12 protein-coding genes are annotated in these 20,581 nt (G+C 34.8%); 11 read left to right on the forward strand and 1 reads right to left on the reverse strand.

From position 1 onward, the window contains the following. Positions 1–68 precede the first annotated feature (68 nt). The 9 genes from TERY_RS10480 (at position 69) to TERY_RS10515 (ending at position 14,510) form a co-directional block, all read left to right on the forward strand. Entirely contained in the window at positions 69–350 is a 282-nt protein-coding gene (locus tag TERY_RS10480) for a hypothetical protein (protein ID WP_011611806.1), read from the forward strand. Between the two features lie 109 nt (positions 351–459). Continuing rightward, positions 460–594, forward strand: coding sequence for an HNH endonuclease (locus tag TERY_RS27820; RefSeq protein ID WP_081432432.1), 135 nt, complete (start codon positions 460–462; stop codon positions 592–594). A 1,632-nt stretch (positions 595–2,226) separates the two neighbouring features. After that, the gene (locus tag TERY_RS10485) at positions 2,227–4,335 is read left to right on the forward strand and encodes a phycobilisome rod-core linker polypeptide (RefSeq protein ID WP_011611807.1); all 2,109 of its coding nucleotides are present in this window, start codon (positions 2,227–2,229) and stop codon (positions 4,333–4,335) included. A gap of 106 nt (positions 4,336–4,441) precedes the next feature. Further along, a complete protein-coding gene (locus tag TERY_RS10490; protein ID WP_011611808.1) occupies positions 4,442–7,183 on the forward strand; it encodes a phycobilisome rod-core linker polypeptide in 2,742 nt (913 codons plus the stop codon). A gap of 1,031 nt (positions 7,184–8,214) precedes the next feature. Next, positions 8,215–8,967 carry a hypothetical protein gene (locus TERY_RS10495; RefSeq protein ID WP_011611809.1) on the forward strand — a complete coding sequence of 251 codons (753 nt, stop codon included), beginning with the start codon at positions 8,215–8,217 and terminating at the stop codon, positions 8,965–8,967. Positions 8,968–9,003: 36 nt separating this feature from the next. Continuing rightward, positions 9,004–9,525 (forward strand): hypothetical protein, encoded by a 522-nt coding sequence (locus TERY_RS10500; RefSeq protein WP_011611810.1) that lies wholly within the window; start codon positions 9,004–9,006, stop codon positions 9,523–9,525. After that, a complete protein-coding gene (locus TERY_RS10505) occupies positions 9,497–10,879 on the forward strand; it encodes a VWA domain-containing protein (protein WP_011611811.1) in 1,383 nt (460 codons plus the stop codon). Before TERY_RS10500 ends, TERY_RS10505 begins: the two co-directional genes overlap by 29 nt. Positions 10,880–11,494: 615 nt before the next feature. Next, entirely contained in the window at positions 11,495–13,099 is a 1,605-nt protein-coding gene (locus tag TERY_RS10510) for an AAA family ATPase (RefSeq protein WP_011611812.1), read from the forward strand. Between the two features lie 376 nt (positions 13,100–13,475). Continuing rightward, entirely contained in the window at positions 13,476–14,510 is a 1,035-nt protein-coding gene (locus tag TERY_RS10515; RefSeq protein ID WP_011611813.1) for a Gfo/Idh/MocA family oxidoreductase, read from the forward strand. Positions 14,511–15,042: 532 nt separating this feature from the next. Here TERY_RS10515 and TERY_RS25170 read toward each other — a convergent pair. Continuing rightward, positions 15,043–17,088: a sensor histidine kinase gene (locus TERY_RS25170; RefSeq protein ID WP_052845776.1), complete on the reverse strand. Its 2,046-nt coding sequence runs from the start codon at positions 17,086–17,088 to the stop codon at positions 15,043–15,045. A 1,217-nt stretch (positions 17,089–18,305) separates the two neighbouring features. Here TERY_RS25170 and TERY_RS10530 point away from each other — a divergent pair. Further along, positions 18,306–18,530: a DUF2811 domain-containing protein gene (locus TERY_RS10530; RefSeq protein WP_011611815.1), complete on the forward strand. Its 225-nt coding sequence runs from the start codon at positions 18,306–18,308 to the stop codon at positions 18,528–18,530. Between the two features lie 126 nt (positions 18,531–18,656). Next, a complete protein-coding gene (hemG, locus tag TERY_RS10535) occupies positions 18,657–20,105 on the forward strand; it encodes a protoporphyrinogen oxidase (protein WP_011611816.1) in 1,449 nt (482 codons plus the stop codon). The last annotated feature ends 476 nt before the right edge of the window (positions 20,106–20,581 follow it).

Consider the following 20,581-nt stretch of genomic DNA (forward strand, 5'->3'; position numbering starts at 1 on the left):
TACCATTAGTTTCATCTTTCCATAAAATTCAAAATCACTACTTTACAAAATTTGCGGAATGGATAGAGGTGATTTTAACTAGAAAATTACTAGGAATTAGCGTTAATAAATATAAACAGTTAGCTTTGTTTATTGCTGGAGCAGTTGAGTTAGATATATCACCAACAGAATTATCTGACGAACAATGGAATGTTACCGGAAATTTTATTAGAAGTTCTAGAAAGGTTGGTAAAGAATTATTAGATGGTGATAATTATCCAGAACAAAAGGGGCTATGGATTGAAAAAAGCGGGCAATTTAAACAGTGCGATGCCACAGTTGAAATTGTCAGAAATATTTTTAACAAGTAGAATTTTTATGAGAGAAATTCCTGAAGGTTTATAGCTATGTAATTCCCAGGCAATAAATTTTTCTATGAGTTGGAAAAAAGCTTATTTCAGATGAAATTTTAATTCAAAATTGGAAGGGTATATTTGTCAGATTTGCCAAAAGTTATTTCTAAGTTCTAAGGGTTTTAAAGAATTTAGGGCTGATCATATTCACCCTTTCAGCAAAGGTGGTTTAAAAACTTGGAATAATATGCATTTATTGTAATGGCAAAAAGAGTAACACGTTAAAGTAGTAAAAGCTATATATATTTCCGTTTTAAGTACGTATAGCTATCAGAAATAACTCACGAAAAATATAAAAATAGATAAAAACTATGACACTGTTACCTCTGCCGGTTGGTACTTGTTGCTTAATTCCAATAGTTTTTTTCACGACTATACTGAAACTTCCTATTTAATATAGGGTTTTTGTCTAAGTCAGATTAAAAAAAATATTAGTCGGTGTACATAAATTATGAGTTAATTTTTCAGTAATAATTCAGAACTTTAGCAGTCAGCTTGAGCACTTTTGCCTGCTCTAGCTGCGCAAAAAAGATGAAGTTGAGCTTAACATCTATTTCCTGTTGGACTTTTAATTCTTCTTAGAGGCTAATTCTCCTTCTGGCTGATAGCTGATAGTTGATAGCTAAATACTAAATGCTTAAATTTTTCATGGCAAAAAAAATAAGTTCAATGCTTTATCTTGGATAGCTATTGCTGATTAACTGTGGCCAGAGAATATTTGTTACTCCAAATTTTATGTTTAGTAATTTTGATGAGATAAATAATTTTTAAGTTAGTAGATTTTCTCTAGTGACCGTAAATATACCTGGCCTTGAATAAGGAATGAAAAAAAATATTTGGCATAGGTATTTCAAGCTAGATGTTAAGGATGGCTGGTAATGTTTTGCTACGGGACATGATAGACGCAGTTTATCTTCCGGAGGCTCACGGACAATTGACATGGTCTAATATCCTAATATTATCAAGAATTACTTAACAAAATTTATTATTTTTTTTAAAATAAAAGACTATAAGTCTATAAAATAAAAATCTGTAAGGTTTTTCACAAAAGCAGGTAGTTTAAGTAGGTAAGTTTTGAAATTTGTCGCTATGTAAAAAAATGTAAATTTACCTCAAATCAACTGTGTGGAGGAGCTTGGAGTCAGTACATAAATCTTAATATAGCTAAGTTTTTTCATGCCTATCTACTTAGCTCAAAAAATTTTACCTGAAAAACTAGATAGGAAAAACTATAAAGTAAAAATAGCAACAATAGCTAGTTTATTAGGCCTGAAGATTTAGATCAAGTTACTGTTATGAAAACCCAAGTTTAATAGTAAAAAAAATGATACCAATAAATTAGGGTTTTTAGGCGGTGCGATACCTAAATCTTAAAGTAAACTTAGGCGTGTCAATACTTTAGCATAATACCTAATCACAAATAAGGTCTAAATTTCTGTAAAGATTATTGGGAAAATATCAAAATTAAAAATTTGATGTCAACTTACAGTTCTTTAACGGTATAATTTAATTACTAGTGGTGTTATTTAAAGGGGAAAGAACACATAAAGCTTATTTAAGTACATAAAACCACCTAAATAATCCATAAACTCTAAAAGATTACAGGAGCTAGACAATAAATCAAATCTTCTGTAAAAGTGTTAAAGCCAAAAAAATTATCAATTATTGATTTGGTTTTAATATTAGCTTTTATGGCATAAAATATATTAAGGTAAATCTTAAAAAACTATGCTTTTATTCAAAGTAAAGCTTGTTTAAAATGCCATAAAAACTGCAGCTAAATAATCGAATCGGGAAGCTATAAAAATTTAAAATAGGGAGCGAAAAAAATCAAATGACTATCAAAGCCAGTAGTGGAAGTTCAGTTGTACGTCCGCAATTATATCAAACCGTACCAGCATCAACTATTTCTAAAGCCGAACAACAAGATCGCTTTCTGGAAAAGGGTGAAATAGACGAGCTAGCAACATTTTTTAATTCAGGAGTTAAACGTTTAGAAATTGCTCAGATATTGACCAATAATTCAGAAAGAATTGTTTCTGTTGCCGCCAATACTATTTTTACTGGTGGTTCTCCTATGACTTTCTTGGAAAAGCCAGATGTACCAGAAATGGCCATGAGTGCTGTTAGTACTAGCACAAACTCAATTTCTGAAGTCATGAACCTGGATGTAGAAAACAAAGGTGGAAATAACTTATTTCAAGGTGTACGCAGCCTATTTAATAATTTAGCTGCTGGGGGTTCTGGCCCTATACCTACTGGCTTCCGACCAATTCCTGTATCTAAGTATGGCCCCGCTAATATGACTAAATCCTTGCGGGACTTATCATGGTTTTTACGGTATATTACTTATGCTATTGTGGCCGGGGACTATAATATTCTCTCGGTAAATGTCCGTGGTTTAAAAGAAATTATTGAAAATGCTTGTTCCACTGCGGCTACTATTGTGGCTATTCAACAGATGCGACAAGCTTCAATTAAATATTTTCAAGACGAAGAAGCAAAGGATATTGTTGCCCAATACTTTGATGTAGTTTTGACTGAATTTCGTGGGTCAACACCTTCTAATAAGCAACGTCAGGGTCAAAGTTCAGCTCAACAAGGGCTAGAATTACCACAAATTTATTTCAATGCTGCCGAAAAACGGCCCAAGTTTGTGATGAAGCCTGGCTTGTCTAACTTTGAAAAACAAGATGTTGTCAAGGCGGCTTATCGGCAGGTATTTGAACGTGACATTACCCGAGCTTATAGCCTGAATATTTCTTATCTAGAATCTCAGGTGAAAAACTGCGAAATCTCAATGAAAGAGTTTATTCGTCGTTTGGGCAAATCTCCTCTTTATCAGAAACAATTCTATGAGGGATTTGTTAATAGTCGTGTAGTGGAACTGGCAACTCGTCACTTCTTGGGTCGGGGCTTAAGTTCACCAGAAGAATTTAGGAAGTACTTTGACATTGTTACTAAGGGTGGTTTGTCTGCTTTGGTAGATGCAATGGTGGACTCTCAAGAATACTCTGATTATTTTGGGGAAGAGACAGTACCATATTTGCGTGGTTTAGGTCAAGAGGCTCAGGAATGTCGGAACTGGGGAGTACAATTTGATTTATTTAATTACAGTGCTCCTTTGCGTAAAGTACCTCAGTTTGTGACTTTATTTGCTGATTATAATCAACCATTGCCAGACCAGCATGTTTATGGTCAGGGTAATGACCCATTGGAAATTCAGTTTGGGGCAATATTCGCGAAAGAAACTCGTAACCCTAAAACCCGACCGGCACCTTTTGGTAAAGATACTCGTCGGATTTTAATTCGTCAGGGTGCTGGTATTGATAGCCAAATTAGTAACCCTGGTGCTAGAGCTAAAAATCCTGGTTCTCTTGGTCCAAAGGTTTTTAAACTTGATCAAGTTCCTGGAGGTTATGTTGGTAGTGGTTTTAGTAATTCTGGTGGCAGTAATGGTGCTAGCGTTAAGTTCTCTGAAAGTTCTACTCAAAAGATTATTATTGCTGCTTATCGTCAGGTGTTTGGTCGGGATGTTTATGATGGTCAACGCCTCAAAAGTGCTGAGAATAAACTTGAAAACGGGGATATTACTGTTCGGGAGTTTATTCGTGTTCTAGCAAAGTCTGACACTTTCAGGAATATGTATTGGACTTCCTTGTATGTATGTAAGGCAGTTGAATATATTCATCGACGGTTGTTAGGTCGTCCAACTTATGGGCGTAAAGAAATTAATTATTACTTTGATATCTGTTCTAAGAAAGGTCTGTATGCTTTAGTTGATGCCATTATTGATAGCCAGGAGTATAATGAGGCTTTTGGGGAAGATACTATTCCTTATGAACGTTACTTAACTCCTGGTGGTTTGTCTTTACGTAATATAAGGGGCAGTATTGGTAATAAAAATTTGGAAGTTGATAAAGAAATAAAACCAAGGTTTTAAGAAAACTATACTTTTATTCAAAATAGAGGGTCTTTGAAGTCTTATAAAAATTAAAAGCCAAAATGTCTGAATAGAAGCCGTAAAAACTTAAAATAGGAACTGACAAATGACTGTCAATGCAAGTAGTGGAAGTTCAGTTGTACGTCCGCAATTATATCAAACTGTACCAGCATCAACTATTTCTAAAGCTGAACAACAAGATCGCTTTCTGGAAAAGGGTGAAATAGACGAGCTAGCAACATTTTTTAATTCGGGAGTCAAACGTTTAAAAATTGCTCAAATACTAACCAATAATTCAGAAAGAATTGTTTCTGTTGCCGCCAATACTATTTTTGCTGGTGGTTCTCCTATGGCCTTCTTGGAAAAGCCATCTGTACGAGAAATGGCTATAAGTCCTGTTGATGCTACAACAACCTCAGTTTCTGAAGGTATGGAGCTAGGTACTATTAGTTATTTAGAGGACAGTGGTAAAGGTAAACTATTTCAAGGTATACGCAACCTATTTAATAATTTAGCTGCTGGGGGTTCTGGCCCTATACCTGCTGGCTTCCGACCAATTCCTGTATCTAAGTATGGCCCCGCTAATATGACTAAATCCTTGCGGGACTTATCATGGTTTTTACGGTATATTACTTATGCTATTGTGGCCGGGGACTATAATATTCTCTCGGTAAATGTCCGTGGTTTAAAAGAAATTATTGAAAATGCTTGTTCTACTGTCGCTACTATTGTGGCTATCCAACAGATGCGACAAGCTTCAATTAAATATTTTCAAGACGAAGAAGCAAAGGATATTGTTGCCCAATACTTTGATGTAGTTTTGACTGAATTTCGTGGGTCAACACCTTCTAATAAGCAACGTCAGGGTCAAAGTTCAGCTCAGCAAGGGCTAGAATTACCACAAATTTATTTCAATGCTGCCGAAAAACGGCCCAAGTTTGTGATGAAGCCTGGTTTGTCTAACTTTGAAAAACAAGATGTTGTCAAGGCGGCTTATCGGCAGGTATTTGAACGTGATATTACCCGAGCTTATAGCCTGAATATTTCTTATCTAGAATCTCAGGTGAAAAACTGCGAAATCTCAATGAAAGAGTTTATTCGTCGTTTGGGCAAATCTCCTCTTTATCAGAAACAATTCTATGAGGGATTTGTTAATAGTCGTGTAGTGGAACTGGCAACTCGTCACTTCTTGGGTCGGGGCTTAAGTTCACCAGAAGAATTTAGGAAGTACTTTGACATTGTTACTAAGGGTGGTTTGTCTGCTTTGGTAGATGCAATGGTGGACTCTCAAGAATACTCTGATTATTTTGGGGAAGAGACAGTACCATATTTGCGTGGTTTAGGTCAAGAGGCTCAGGAATGTCGGAACTGGGGAGTACAATTTGATTTATTTAATTACAGTGCTCCTTTGCGTAAAGTACCTCAGTTTGTGACTTTATTTGCTGACTATAATCAACCATTGCCAGACCAGCATGTTTATGGTCAGGGTAATGACCCATTGGAAATTCAGTTTGGGGCAATATTCGCTAAAGAAACTCGTAACCCTAAAACCCGACCGGCACCTTTTGGTAAAGATACTCGTCGGATTTTAATTCGTCAGGGTGCTGGTATTGATAGCCAAATTAGTAACCCTGGTGCTAGAGCTAAAAATCCTGGTTCTCTTGGTCCGAAGGTTTTTAAACTTGATCAAGTTCCTGGAGGTTATGTTGGTAGTGGTTTCAGTAACTTTGGAAGCAGTAATGGTGCTAGCGTTAAGTTCTCTGAAAGTTCTACTCAAAAGATTATTACTGCTGCTTATCGTCAGGTGTTTGGTCGGGATGTTTATGATGGTCAACGCCTCAAAAGTGCTGAGAATAAACTTGAAAACGGGGATATTACTGTTCGGGAGTTTATTCGTGTTCTAGCAAAGTCTGACACTTTCAGGAATATGTATTGGACTTCCTTGTATGTATGTAAGGCAGTTGAATATATTCATCGACGGTTGTTAGGTCGTCCAACTTATGGGCGTAAAGAAATTAATTATTACTTTGATATCTGTTCTAAGAAAGGTCTGTATGCTTTAGTTGATGCCATTATCGATAGCCAGGAGTATAATGAGGCTTTTGGGGAAGATACTATTCCTTATGAACGTTACTTAACTCCTGGTGGTTTGTCTTTGCGCAATACAAGGGTAGGCAGTATTGGTAATAAAAATCTGCGAGTAGAGAAAGAAGTAACACCAAGGTTTGTGGAGTTGGGAACTCCTAGGATATTTCGCACTGAACCTGATATTAAGTTCCGAGTTAGGCAAGGTGTTAATAAGCAACGGGAGCAGTGTAAGGTATTTAAGTTGATAAATACTGAAGATCAGCAACAGTTGAATTTAGTTATTGCTGCTGCTTACCGTCAGATTTTTGAGCGGGATATGCCTCCTTTCATCATGAGGAGTGAGTTCTCTTTTCTGGAGAGTAAGTTAAAGAATAATGATATCAATCTCAAGGAGTTTATTGAGGAATTAGGTTGTTCTCAAGTTTATATTAAGGAGTTTTACACGCCTTATCCTAATACTAAGGTTATTGAACTGGGTACAAAGCATTTTTTAGGTCGCGCTCCTCGTGATCAAGTTGAGATTCGCAAGTATAATCAGATTCTAGCAACTTTAGGTATTAAGGGTTTTGTCAATGCTATGGTAAATAGTGATGAATATATTGAGCTCTTTGGAGATGATACTGTTCCTTATCGCCGTTTCCCCACTCTCCCTGCTGCTAATTTTCCCAATACTGAAAGACTGTATAATCAGTTGACTAGGCAGAATGAGGATTTAGTTATACCTAGTTTTGAACCGATATCTTTGACGGATCGCAGTTAAGCTATTGGTGATTTTTTTGGTTGGAATTGTTACTGTTCCCCTGCTATAGATTTTTATAGTAGGGGGTTTTTTTGATAAGTTTAGGGAGTGGGTTTTATAGGTCAACTGAAAATTTACGGGCATTAATGCTAATTTAATTAACTGAGATTACACTAATGATCTCAATAGAGCATAAGTTAAATAATTTCCTGAAATTACTGAATGTGTTAAAGTTTTGAGCCGATAAAGTCTTACTTTTAATTTTTAACTAGTGAGTACGTACAAAAAAGCTGCACTATATTAAGTTTGATCAACTAACTCCGAAATATTCCATAGAGTTGATTTGAGGTAAGTTGATATTTTGTTATGTAAGGAGGTTGCTGAACAAGGATCACGATAAATTCTACCATGCATTGCTGAAATTCGCGATCAAATTTGTTCTTGTCGCAGTCGATCTAAATTAAAAGTTAGTTTACTGCTAAAAATTCAGTTTCAGGGTAGTGTTGCTAGTGAATCAGTAAAATACTAGCAGCATTGAAGAAATTTCAAGGGTTAATTGATGATTTGAAGTTCGGCTGATCAAATATTGATACTGAATATCAAGTTTTAATTGACTAACAGCTGCTCGTTCGCTTAACTGTAGATGAGGTGCTTAAGAAAATTAAATGACTGTTTAATAATGGTAATTTGGCGGAAGCTCAGGGTTATTTACAAGTTGGGGATGATGCACGAATACAAGTTATGCAAGGATGAGGAGAATAGTGGGTTGATCAAATTGAATATGTAGAACAAAGGCTAACAGGTTTGCATTGCCTGGAGCTTGAGGTTATAGTTCAAGAACTACACAAGGGAAAGGGGAGGAATATTTTCCTTTTCTCTTATAGGAGAGGGGTCGGGGGAGAGGTCTTCCGGGTTGCTCAAATTTACCTACAATTGTTTTAGTTAATTTTATAAGTATTTTTTATGAGTAAAGTTATTGTGATAGGCGATCGCCAAGTTGGTCAAACAAATATTCTTCAAAGTTTGGCCCAAATTTATGATAGGAGGTGGGAATGAGTGTGATAGTGATAGGCGATCGCGCCGTGGGCAAAACTCACATGGGATTGGCCTTGGCCCAGCCAATTGGTGAATGGCGGGTTAAGATCATAGACCCATCTTATAAGACGCTGAGAGAAAAACTTCAAAAAGTAGATACTGGTGATATGGTTCCAACTAGAGACATGATAAGAAGACCAGTCAGGCTAGAAGTTCAGTTAAATCACCGCAAAATTATAGAATCAGTTTGGGTAGATACTTCTGGGGAAATCTGGGAAACTGAATGGCAGGAAAAAAATGAAGATGATTGGAATGACTTTAAGGAAAAAATCGGTCAAAATATAGGCATCATTTTGTTATTACCTCCCTATAAAGAAATAGTGCTCAATCATTTGCTCAAGAAGGCATCCTCAGGTATGACTTTAGATCCAGACCAATTAATGAATGCTCAAGGGTGGTCTAATAATTTAGAAGATTGGTTAAGGTTTTTCAATCAATATTGTAGTCGAGTAGATAACATTGCTATTTGCCTACATAAAGCTGATTTATTCTGTGAAAGTCTTGACGATGAAGCAATAAAAATGCAGGGACATCCCGTCGAGCGTCAAAAACAAGTACGCAATAGATATTTTGCTGTTGCTAAAGAAGTAATAAACAGAAATAACCGAGAGGTAAGGCCTTTTCAGTTTTTTATTACTAGTATTAGCAATTGTACTTTATTAGAAGCACCCTGGCTTTATTTAAGTCCTTTTATTCTCCATTATCGTTAAAAGTATGACTCAGATTAGTATTATTGGTACTAGAGCTTGTGGCAAGACAACCTAAGTTTAGGAGCTGCTCCTAACTATGCAGTAGCTTTACGAGCAGGTGCTGGTTTTGAAATGACGGCAGAAATGGAAGAAAGATTTGAACAAGAACAAGACAATTTGACTAGTCCTAAATTACCTCGTATCAGAAATGTCTATCGCCTTCAACTAGTTACTGAAGACGATCCACATACTCCTATTGAAGAAAACTTATCTATTAAACTGCCATATCATACTAAAGGTAAACCAATAATTATTGGTGGTGATGGTAGTGATTATACTGATGTAGACATTTACTTGCCAGGTATTGCTGATAGATGTGCCTCTTTATCTGTAAATAACCGTGTCGTTGAAATTCAATGTTGGGCTACAGGAAAAGTTCAAATTAATCGAACTTTAATGGAAAGAAGGGGAAAAAAGTCACTCCGCCACGGTCAAATTATAACCTTGTTACGAAACGATAAACCAGACAAATATTACTGTTTTTGCTTCTATGACACTTTATATGATCCGCAAAGCTAAACTGTTAGCAATAGCAGTTTTTTCTGCTATATTACCATTCGGTTGTGCCGCCATACCTGAAAATATAATTAGTCAAGATGACTGTAGTAATACTAAAGAAAATCGTCAAAAATGCCTGGAAATTACTCGTATAATTACAGCAGAAAAAAATACAGTCAAAATGCGGATTAAAGTTTATAATAAAGCAGGAAACTTTAATCCCAATTTACAAGAATCAGATTTTTCTGTAGAAACCATTAGTGAATTTGGTAGCAAAAAAACTATTAAACCAACTGTTATTCTCCCTACTGATACTAGGGCAAAAACTACTCCCGCTGACATAATTATTATGTTAGATATGAGTGGGAGTATGAAGTTTAGAGATTCTAGTCCAGGTAGAAGACGCATTAAATTTAAGGGTGCTATTAATGCTATATACAAATTTATTGATGCCGCTAATGATAAGCCAAATTTAACTGTTAGAATAGGTTTAGCACCTTTCGGTAAAGGAGGTAACCAGTTTAAAGTAAGTAATAAAAGTTTAGATGCCAATTTTTACCCATCTAACAGTGAGAAGCTAAAGGAAAAAATAGAAGAGTTAGCCAATCAAGAACTCAGCGCTTCTACTAATTTATATCAGCCACTAGAAACTGCTGTTAAATATTTGATAAATTCAGTTAATTCGACCTCCGATAGTAATAATAAAACTGATGATTCTCAATCAAAACAGTTAGTGGTAATTGTGTTATCTGATGGGTTTCATAATCACGATCGCGACACAGAAGAAATACAATTTGAAAGATTAAAAAATATTCTCCAGCCTCAAGATTCACAAATGCCAAAGGTTAAAGTTCACACATTAGGTTATGGTCAATCTCTAACAGAAATATACAATAGTTCAAGATGTAATATTGAATTTACTGACGCACAATTAACAATAGATGAAATAATTATTAAAGACAAAGTTATCAATAAAATTATTGATAATTGTAAACATCCAAGAATAAGGATTGACCAATTAATCGTAGATCAACCACGTTTAAGAGAAATTGCTGATTCAACGGGAGGTATTCATCAATTTCCAGATAATGCTGAAGAGGTAGCTCAGAGTTTAATTAAATTCCTAGAAAGTCTACAAGAATATGAATTAGAATATAAGCAACCAGATGGCGATCGGGCAACTAAATATCAAGTCAAAGTTTTAGTCAAAGGTCTTACTTCTAATGCCCAAGATTACCGTATTACTAACATTGGCTACGAACCTTTAGAATTCAAAACTAGGGGATTATTAATATTGGTAGCTCTAGTTATTTTTGGTATTATAGGAGTATATCCCTTCATCGAATGGAGTAAAAAATTACGGGTAGATAGATAAATTATGATAGAATATACTTTAATCTTAAAAATACCCAATCTCGGTCATAAATAGATTTACTATTCAGTGAATCTAACTGGTAGTGATATTAATTATCCAGAAGATTATTTTCATAATCAAACTGATAGAGGACAAACTAATAGATTAAATTTGCGTCAGGAAATAGAAAAGCAATAATTACGACAAGTAAATAAGGAGCAATTTAACCGAATTATTAATTAATGGAATTACGGTATTAAAAATGGTAAAAGTAATTTCATAAATGTTATTATATCCTTGGAGCTTTTATCTTTAGAAAATAATAATAATAAAGTTTCGGTTTGCTCGAATACAACCTCGACTATTGAGAAAACTTTTACATCTGCTAATTACAACAATTCCCCAAGATAACTCAAACAAATCCAGGGGTTATGCCTAAGCTTAAAAACCTTTTTTATAACCAAAAATACAAAAAAATGTTAACCTAACATCGAGGAAATTTTGATTCCAAATTCATAAAATATGATGCCTATATTTGAAGCTAAATATAATAACAATTAAGCCTGTTTTTTATGGATTTATTTAAAATAAAATTAGTTTTAAAAAATCATAAATAAAATATTATAATCAAAAAATATGGAACTTCCTTACAATAAATGCCAACGAGAACTACAAGAACTTTTACAAGCTCAATATCCCTTGATTTTCTTACGTTCATCAGAAGAAATTCGAGCAATTAATTGCATAATAGCTGCCTATCGTTCTCTATGTAATAATAATATTATTGAAGGAGAACTAGCTGAATGGAGAAGTATTAATGGATTTTATAAATTAACAACAGAAAACAATTGGCAAAGCACAAATTATGCACCACAACCAAACACCGATCCAATAATTTATGCCCTTGATTTTTTACAGACGCAATTACAAAATCAAGCCAGGAAAAACATAGACCAGCAATACACCTATATTCTACCAGACTGGTCAAAACTCATAGAACCAACTTTTTATTTAACTACCCGCAAACTCAAAGAATTAGTCCTCGCGATCGCACAAACAAAACCCAGACCCAGAATGAACTTAATAATAGTAGGTTCTGATTGGTCAATTCCTACAAGTTTGCGTAATTATATTCACATATTAGACCTGCCCCTACCCATTGGAGAAGAACTTTATCAAAATATCTTTAAACTTGCTGTTACTAAATACAATTTAGCAGAAAATAGAGCCAAAGACCTTGCAGAAAAAGCTCAAGGAATGAACTTTCAAGCAGTAGCACAAACCGCAAAATTAATCACAACAAAAAAGCTGTGGCAACAACCAGAAGAAGCTTCCAAACTATTATTAGAAGTCAAAAAACAAGAAATTGAAAAAATCGGCATCTTAGATTATTACGAACCACTAGGAGAAGGACTCCAAGAAGTTGGTGGTTTAGAAAACATCAAAACTTGGGTCAAAGAACGTTATCCTTGGTTTGAACAAGATGCAGACCCAGATATGCGCCCCCGCGCTCTTTTACTTGAAGGGTTTCCTGGATGTGGAAAATCTTTTATTGCCAGAGCGATCGCTATTGAATGGCGCGTTCCTCAAATTAACTTTGAAATTAGCAGATTACAATCTCAATGGGTAGGGGAGTCCGAAAGCAATACATATCAAGCTCTCAGAGCAATTGAAGCTTCCGCTCCCAACATTCTATTTATGGATGAAATCGAAAAAGCTTTTGCAGGAGTTGGTGGTGATAGTAGCGGTACTACTACCCGACAGTTTGGCACATTCCTAACTTGGCTTAATGACCACAAAGAACCAATTTTTTTTATTGCTACATCCAATGATCGTTCCATGCTACCACCAGAAATATTTCGTGCAGGGCGTTTTGATGAAACTTTTATTGTTATGCCTCCCACAACTAAAGAACGCTACGAAATTATTCAGAAACGAATCAAAGCTCGTCAACTCAAGCCAATTTCTGATTCACTTTTAGAATATTTAGTAAAAAACACTCTCGGATTTTCAGGAGCTGAACTTGATAAATTAGTTAAAGAAACCAAAATTTTAACTGGACTTAATCAAGAACCAACTGAAACTAATTGGCAAAAAGCTCTGAATAAAATTAATCCACAATATAAAAATCCTAGAATGAAAGAGCTTTTAAAGTCTTACATAAATTTAATTGTAGAAGGTAATGTACAATCAGCATCCGAAGTTGAAGAAGGCTTTTTTGAGGAACTATTATCAGAATAATATTACCCAAAAATTGGGTCTCTATTATCTCACCCATAAGCGGGCGACTGTTTAGTTGTTTTTTTGAAATATATCTGTTATAATAATAGTTAATATTAACAAAAAATGCCATTGAGCGAGAAAACTTATGAATGTATTACTTGTGATTTGACTATAGACAGAGACTTTAATGCTGATATCAACGAGCAAAAAGTATATGAATAAGTAGTTTTAGCTAACTTAGGATTTTGTGGCCTGGGTCTTATATCAGTTACAGACTGTGCTTAGTGGCATCAGCGTGAAATATTGAAGCTAGCTCTCAAGCTTATGCAATTCCTGCATAGGTAAATTTGGGAAAGCTTAATAGAACCGATATCAAGTTACAAAGATTATAAAAATGGAAATAGGAATTGCTATATTTGGTGCAGGTCGTTGGGGAGTTCACTTAGTTCGTAATTTTCTCAATCATCCTCATTCTCGTGTTATTGCTATAGTAGATCCTCATGCAGAACACTTACAAGTAATTCAAAAACGCTTGCAATTGGACAAAGATATAGCCTTAGTAGAAGATTGGATAGAAGCTTTAGAGTTACCAGGAATCTCAGCAGTCGCGATCGCCACACCAGCATCTACTCACTATGAGATTATTAGTGCTGCTCTCAAAAGAGGTTATCACGTTTTTTCCGAAAAACCTTTAACCCTTGAGTATTCTGAGTCTATTGCACTATGCAAATTAGCAGACAAAAAAAAATTGCAACTATTTGTCGATCATACTTATTTATTTAATCCGGTCATAGAAACTGGCAAAACTATAGTTAATCAAGGTAAATTAGGAGAATTACGCTACGGATATGCGACTCGAACTCATATTGAACCTGTTCGCTCAGATGTTGATGCTCTCTGGGACTTAGCAATTCATGATATTTGTATTTTTAATAGCTGGTTACAGGAAACACCAGTCGAAGTAGAAGCAAATGGTACAATTTGGCTTCCTCAAAAACCCCCACAATCAGATTTAGTTATGGCTAAACTGATTTATCCTAGTGGTTTTCAAGCTTTTTTACATCTTTGTTGGCTAAACCCTGATAAACAACGTCGTTTAGGAGTAGTAGGTAGTCAAGGAACATTAATTTTTGATGAAACCTCAGAAACTCAACCTTTAGTTATTCAGCATGGTCATTTAGAATATTTGAGCAGTCGTTGGAAAGCAGTAGATGTTGTTCCGGAGGTTATAAGCATCAAAAAAGCTGAACCTTTGGCTCAAGTGTGCCATGAATTTTTAAATTGTATTTTGACGAATACTACTTCAAAAATTTCTTCCGGTTGGGTAGGTGCTAAATTAGTAGAAATTCTCTGTGCTTTGAATAATTCTCTTCAGCAACAAGGAAAAGCAATTCGATGTGACCAAGCTTACAGCGGATTTTATAATTAGATTAAGTACTTGGACAAAATTAATTTAACATTTTTCAGAGAGTGGGTAGTAGGAAGTCGGGAGAAAGGGAAAAACATATTTGATCAGTAGATCAAAAATAATTTCGCTTACCTACTTTGAGACTATTTGTCAAGTTAAGATTAAGACAGGTAGAGTGTTTAATATTATTGAGTTGCCGCGGAAAGTTAATAGTTGGCTCTCTTGAATATATGTTGCCTCCTAACCTATCCTACTGGAGTGACGCCCCTAAAAATGTAGGTTCTATAAGAATGAAGTGAAATTCAACAATGGCTCTGTTGTTGTTGGGTTACCCTGATAGAGTATTATTACGTTCGATGCTACCTAACCTAGATTTATTAAACCATTATAGCTGTGTCGGTCTGCTACTAGACTGATAGACCTTTACTAGGTTTGAATAAATTTTCAATGTCAAAAACTCAAACTATTCTTAGGACATTGGTCAAATTAAAATTATTGACAAGCCATGTAATATTAGGAAAACAAAAAAACTAATTGCTATTAATTCATCCTTTTAATTCAATTTAATTTCTGTTGAAATATCCTGTTTTTTCTCCAATGATAATCTTTCCTGAATTGGTATAGTAATATAAACTGTAGTTCCTCGCCCTATACCTTCACTATAGAGATGAATATTACCATTCATCATTTCCACCAGTCCGCGAGCCATAGCTAATCCTAATCCATTTCCACCAAATTTACGAGTTTTTGTACCATCTACCATAACAAAAGGCTGAAATAATTTATCCTGTTCTTCTGGATCAATACCAATTCCTGTATCTTGAATAGTAACTAAAACTTGATTAACTTTATGAGTATGAGCATTAACTAAATTATTCTGATTTTCAGAAAAAATACATTGATTATATTTTCTACAAATAGAGATATCAATATTTCCTTTTTCTGTAAACTTAATAGCATTACTAATAACATTTTCAAAAACCTTCTGTAACTCTTTTTTGTCAACATAAACAAGTATTTTTTCTTCAGAAGCATTTAGTTTTAAAACCAAAGATTTTTGTTCAAGATCGTATCTAAATATATCCACAGTTTCTTCTAATAACTTGATGATATTGATATTCTCAAATGTCATATATAAATTTCTTGCATCAATTTTACGAATATCCAGGATATCATCAATAATTCTTAGCAAATGAATAGCTGAATCATTAGCTTGTTTCAAGAACTGTATTTCTTCTTCCCTAGTATCACAAAAACCATCATAAATTATTTGCAGTGAACCAATAATACCATTAAGTGGAGTTCTTAACTCATGGGAAATATTAGCTAAAAATTCACTTTTTAACTGGTTAGCAACCTGAGCTTCTTTAGAAGCTACTTCTATTTTATCAGCCCACCTATTTAGCCTTTCTACCATCTTCTGTAATGAAACTGCTAGTTGATTAAACTCAGGAATTTTTAGATCTTGAGGTACTTTACTGGGAGCATTTAAATCATTTAAAGTAATAGCATAATCTCGGAGTTTCTTCAAAGGAATAGCTAAATCACGAGCCAAAAAAATACTTGCTATGATACTAGCACCAAGTAAAAATAAAATTAGAATAATTAGAACCTTTTGAACTTCTCTAAGACCAGATAAAGCAAAATCTATAGGTGTAATTGCTAAAACAACCCACACTTTATCATTATCTCTATCTATAGGGCTAGGAATAGCAACATACCCTGCTAAAAATTCATTATCTTCTGATAATTTAAGTCTTAACAATTTAGGCAATATCTCTTTTAGTTTATCAATAATTTCTCTGAAAGTATTTTTACTTCTATCACTTCCCTGATTTTTACTCAGAATATCTGTTTCCTCAATAGAAAATATATGGGCAAAATGTTTTTGACCTTCCTCTGCCTTTTTCATAATACTTTCTAGTTTCTTTGCAGTCTGTGTGTCTGACAATTCAGAAATCCTACGCCCTAGTTTCCTAGAATCTAGACTAGCTAATATCCTGTACTCGGGGACATTAATTACTACAGTTGAACCTGTAAATGAGCCTCTTTCTCTATTTGTTGGCATTGGTAAAGCTGACTTAATACTTAAGGCATATCGCAATTTTCTTTCGCCAGCTTCACTAACATACACTGGTACACTCCAAACTAAGCTAACTTGTGTTTTTTGATTTACTTTCTGACCATTTGATTCGCTATCTGCGCTTAACAGTTCTAGGATGCTGTAACTCACATAAATATTATACTTGTCCCTAAAAAGTTGTTTTTGCTGTTGAGGCCATATATTTTCCGGTAAAGAATCTATTCTTTCAGTACCACAAGTATTCGCGACGATCTCCTCAGTCCGTAAGTTACTCAATTGAACGCAACTTATCTGAGTAGATAACATTTCGTCTAACCGTTTAATATAACTTTGATGCTCTTCAACTGTACCAGATTCAAGTACATAGCTTTCACTCGCACTAACTAGACTTGACTTTAGTGATGTTGCCCATTGTTGAAGATATTCCGCTTTTCTATCTGCACTTTCTTTAAGGTTTTGACGAGCAGTGTTTAGAAAAGTAGAACGTGCTTGTCTGTAAATTATATACTGACCCAATACTAGTCCTGATATCGTAAGTAGTAAAATTCGCGACAATAGAATCCTATTAAAAGAGGATTGAAATTTCTTAATCATAGCATTTTTTTACCGAAAATTTTGTTCTAGAGTAAAGCCTGAAAACGACGATAGGTAGTTGTGTAAAATTAGTGATTTGTGCAGTCGGACTTTTCGCGCTGAAAGGAGTTTACTGATCAATATCACTATATTAACTGCATCTACGGGACTACGGGAGAATTTAATGTTGTAGCGCTAGAAATTAGATTTGTCTCAATACCTAGACGAGAGAGAAAAGACAAGAAACTAAATTATTAGCCAAAATTATACCAAGGGTCAAAAAAAAGAATCTGTTTGAATAATTAAGTGTGATTCAACAACTTTATAGGGGATATTTCTTTGACAAAAGAAGTAATTTACGAATAAAATATAATCTTGAACCAATTCATTCCTTGACTTCTGACTTCTAATAAAAAGCCTAGTTATTTGCAGTAAATTTTTATTACACCTGGTATAAATACCCTGTAGTCGGGAAAAAAATTAATTATAAAATATTTTTCTGAAAAAAAAGTTGATTTCATAACTATAATAAACCACAATTAGCTTCTAAAACAAAGATAAAATTTTCACAAATCAAACTCTAAATAAACTACATGAACATTAGATGTATCATAAAATCTGTTTAGGCTTATTTAGAAAAAGTCACCTGTGAAGAGTTTAAAAATACCAAAGAAGCAGAAAATACTTTTATTAAAAGTAGAATTTATTGCTATAATAATATATTTTTATTTTAAACATCTTTATTAACTTTAAATTGAAGTAGTTCAGAATTCTTATCTTTTATAGTAATTTTCCACATAGATTCCACAGTATTTCCACAAAGAACTTCAATGTTTTCCACAGGTTAAACAGAGTTTTCCACAGAGTTCAACGACATGATAATACTCTTGTAACTAAATTGGGGATTTTGTTCACTCACAGGTAAATAAATTAATATTGGCCAATATTAGTAAAGTTTTGTAACAAAAAATGCTATGAAACATTTATTATTTCGTAAATATTTTATTTCTAGAAAGCAAGTTGTAATATTTCTCAATATTGACAAACCTACCCCCTCTTAATGCACAATGATGCGACATCAGTAGTTCAAAGTTAGTGGTTCATGGCCACAACTAAGGACTATAGAGAAAAAAAATATACACAGAGCCTTACTTATAAACATGAATGTAACTGTTAGTATTCTGGCCGAAATTCCTGAAGCACTGCACGAATCATTGAAAATCTACTTAGAAAATCACTCAGACTGGGATCAAGACCGGGTGTTTTCAGCAGCTTTATCACTATTCTTGTTACAAAATGGAGATAGCGGTACACCAGAAACATCTCCCTATTATCGACAAGCTGCTAGAGTTTATCTAGAAACCCTTTTCCAAAATCATTTATAACAGAAGCTAAAAGTTAAACTCCTAGTACGGACTAAATTTGAAGGTTTGGGAATCTCAATCCCGCCCTGGGGACTATTATATAAACAACATCGTGAAAAATAGTATGCTAAATATATTTAAGAACAAATGACTGAAATATTAGATGTCTTAGTCGTGGGTGCAGGTATCAGTGGCTTGAGTTTAGCCCATAAACTGACAAAATTAAGTAATAATTCACCCTTGAAAATTTTAGTTGCTGAGAGCCAAAACCGAGTCGGGGGTAATATCACGACAGTTTCTCAAGGAGAATTTCTTTGGGAAGAAGGTCCTAATAGTTTTTCTCCCACCCCTGAGCTTTTAAAGTTGGCTGTAGATGTTGGCCTCAAAGAGGATTTGATTTTTGCAGACCGTAAGTTACCTCGTTATGTTTATTGGAATGGTCAATTACTACCAGTACCAATGAGCCCAAAGGCAATGTTACAGTCTCAACTACTGAGTAATACTGGAAAGTTACGCGCTTTAGTTGGTGCTTTGGGTTTTGTTCCACCTGTTGTTGGTATGGATCTATCTCAGGAAGGGGGAGAAGAAACTGTATCCCAATTTTTCCAAAGACATCTTGGTAAAGAGGTAATGGAACGATTAGTTGAACCTTTTGTTTCTGGTGTTTACGCTGGAGACCCTAGTCAACTTAGTGCTACTGCTGCTTTTTCTAAAGTGGCTCGAATGGCTGACCTTGGTGGTGGACTTTTGGCTGGTGCTGTTTTGTCTGCTCAAAGAAACCCTAAGTCAAAGGCTGCTGCTAATTCTAATATTCCTAAAACTAAACCTGGAGAGTTGGGTTCTTTCCGACGTGGTTTGGAGGTATTGCCAAAAGCGATCGCTACTTATTTAGGACAAGCAGTCAAGCTCAATTGGTCTCTCGTGGGTCTTCGTCCGACAGAAAAACAGACTTATATAGCAGAATTTTCGACTCCCAATGGTTCTCAGCAAATAGAAACTCGTACCATTGCCCTCTCCAGCCCTGCTTATGCCTGTGCTAAATTATTTAGACCTTTACTTCCTGAAATTGCTGGTACTCTTGATGAATTCTATTATCCTACTGTTGCCTGTGTAGTTTTGGCATATCCTGTTTCTTCTATCAAGGCCAAGATAGATGGCTTTGGTAATTTGATTCCTAGAGGTCAAGGCATTCGGACTCTTGGTACTATTTGGTCTTCTGCTTTATTTTCTGGTAGAACACCTCTTGGATGGCAAATTTTTACTAATTATATTGGTGGTGCAACAGACCCAGAAATTTCTCACTTAGATAGTGAAGCCATCGTTGCACAAGTTCATCAAGACCTTTGTCAAACTCTATTAAACCAGAATCCTGAAAAACCAAAAGTTCTGGCAGTACATATATGGTCTCGTGCTATTCCTCAGTATAATTTAGGTTATAGTTCTAGGCTGGCTCAGATTAATCATGGCTTAAAATCTTGGCCTGGAGTATATCTATGTAGTAATTATATTGGTGGTGTGGCTCTGGGAGATTGTGTTCGTCGTAGTATAGAAGTAGCGACTGATATTTATTCGGGTATGGGGTTTGGGGAGCTTTAACACCCCCCTTGTTTAAGGCTGGGGATAAATCGACTCCCGAAGAGATAAAATAGACAGCTCAATTTTGTTTATTTTGTCATCTTTACAAAGGAGATTTGTATCCCTTTGCTGATATTTGCAAAGTTTAATGCTATTTGTACTAGGTAAGTTGACATCTAATACTACTAAGTCTGGGGAAAACTTATTGAATAACTCTAGGGCTAGAGTGCCATTTCTAGGAGGCTCTACTTAAAGGTATACTACACACCTCTCTATCTCCCATTCGATTAAACTCAGAGCGAGAATACTTTTGGTGAAAATTTTTGACGAAACAATCACATCAGCTTGTACTAAAAATCCCTAATTTATTTTATAGAAAGTTCTCTTTATTCTTCTTTTTTTCCTATAAACTCTTCCTTTTGTGCCTCTTTCCCATAATATGGAAGAGGATATAAGTAAATAATAAAAATTGAATTATCTTGAGATTATTGTTTATA

Source organism: Trichodesmium erythraeum IMS101 (genome assembly GCF_000014265.1).
Lineage (GTDB): Bacteria > Cyanobacteriota > Cyanobacteriia > Cyanobacteriales > Microcoleaceae > Trichodesmium > Trichodesmium erythraeum.

What these genes read in the sequence shown, in the direction of transcription:
- TERY_RS10485 (WP_011611807.1), top strand. Translation starts at nt 2,227, where the DNA reads ATGACTATCAAAGCCAGTAGTGGAAGTTCAGTTGTACGTCCGCAATTA.
- TERY_RS10490 (WP_011611808.1), top strand. Translation starts at nt 4,442, where the DNA reads ATGACTGTCAATGCAAGTAGTGGAAGTTCAGTTGTACGTCCGCAATTA.
- TERY_RS10495 (WP_011611809.1), top strand. Translation starts at nt 8,215, where the DNA reads ATGAGTGTGATAGTGATAGGCGATCGCGCCGTGGGCAAAACTCACATG.
- TERY_RS10505 (WP_011611811.1), top strand. Translation starts at nt 9,497, where the DNA reads ATGACACTTTATATGATCCGCAAAGCTAAACTGTTAGCAATAGCAGTT.
- TERY_RS10510 (WP_011611812.1), top strand. Translation starts at nt 11,495, where the DNA reads ATGGAACTTCCTTACAATAAATGCCAACGAGAACTACAAGAACTTTTA.
- TERY_RS10515 (WP_011611813.1), top strand. Translation starts at nt 13,476, where the DNA reads ATGGAAATAGGAATTGCTATATTTGGTGCAGGTCGTTGGGGAGTTCAC.
- TERY_RS10530 (WP_011611815.1), top strand. Translation starts at nt 18,306, where the DNA reads ATGAATGTAACTGTTAGTATTCTGGCCGAAATTCCTGAAGCACTGCAC.
- hemG (WP_011611816.1), top strand. Translation starts at nt 18,657, where the DNA reads ATGACTGAAATATTAGATGTCTTAGTCGTGGGTGCAGGTATCAGTGGC.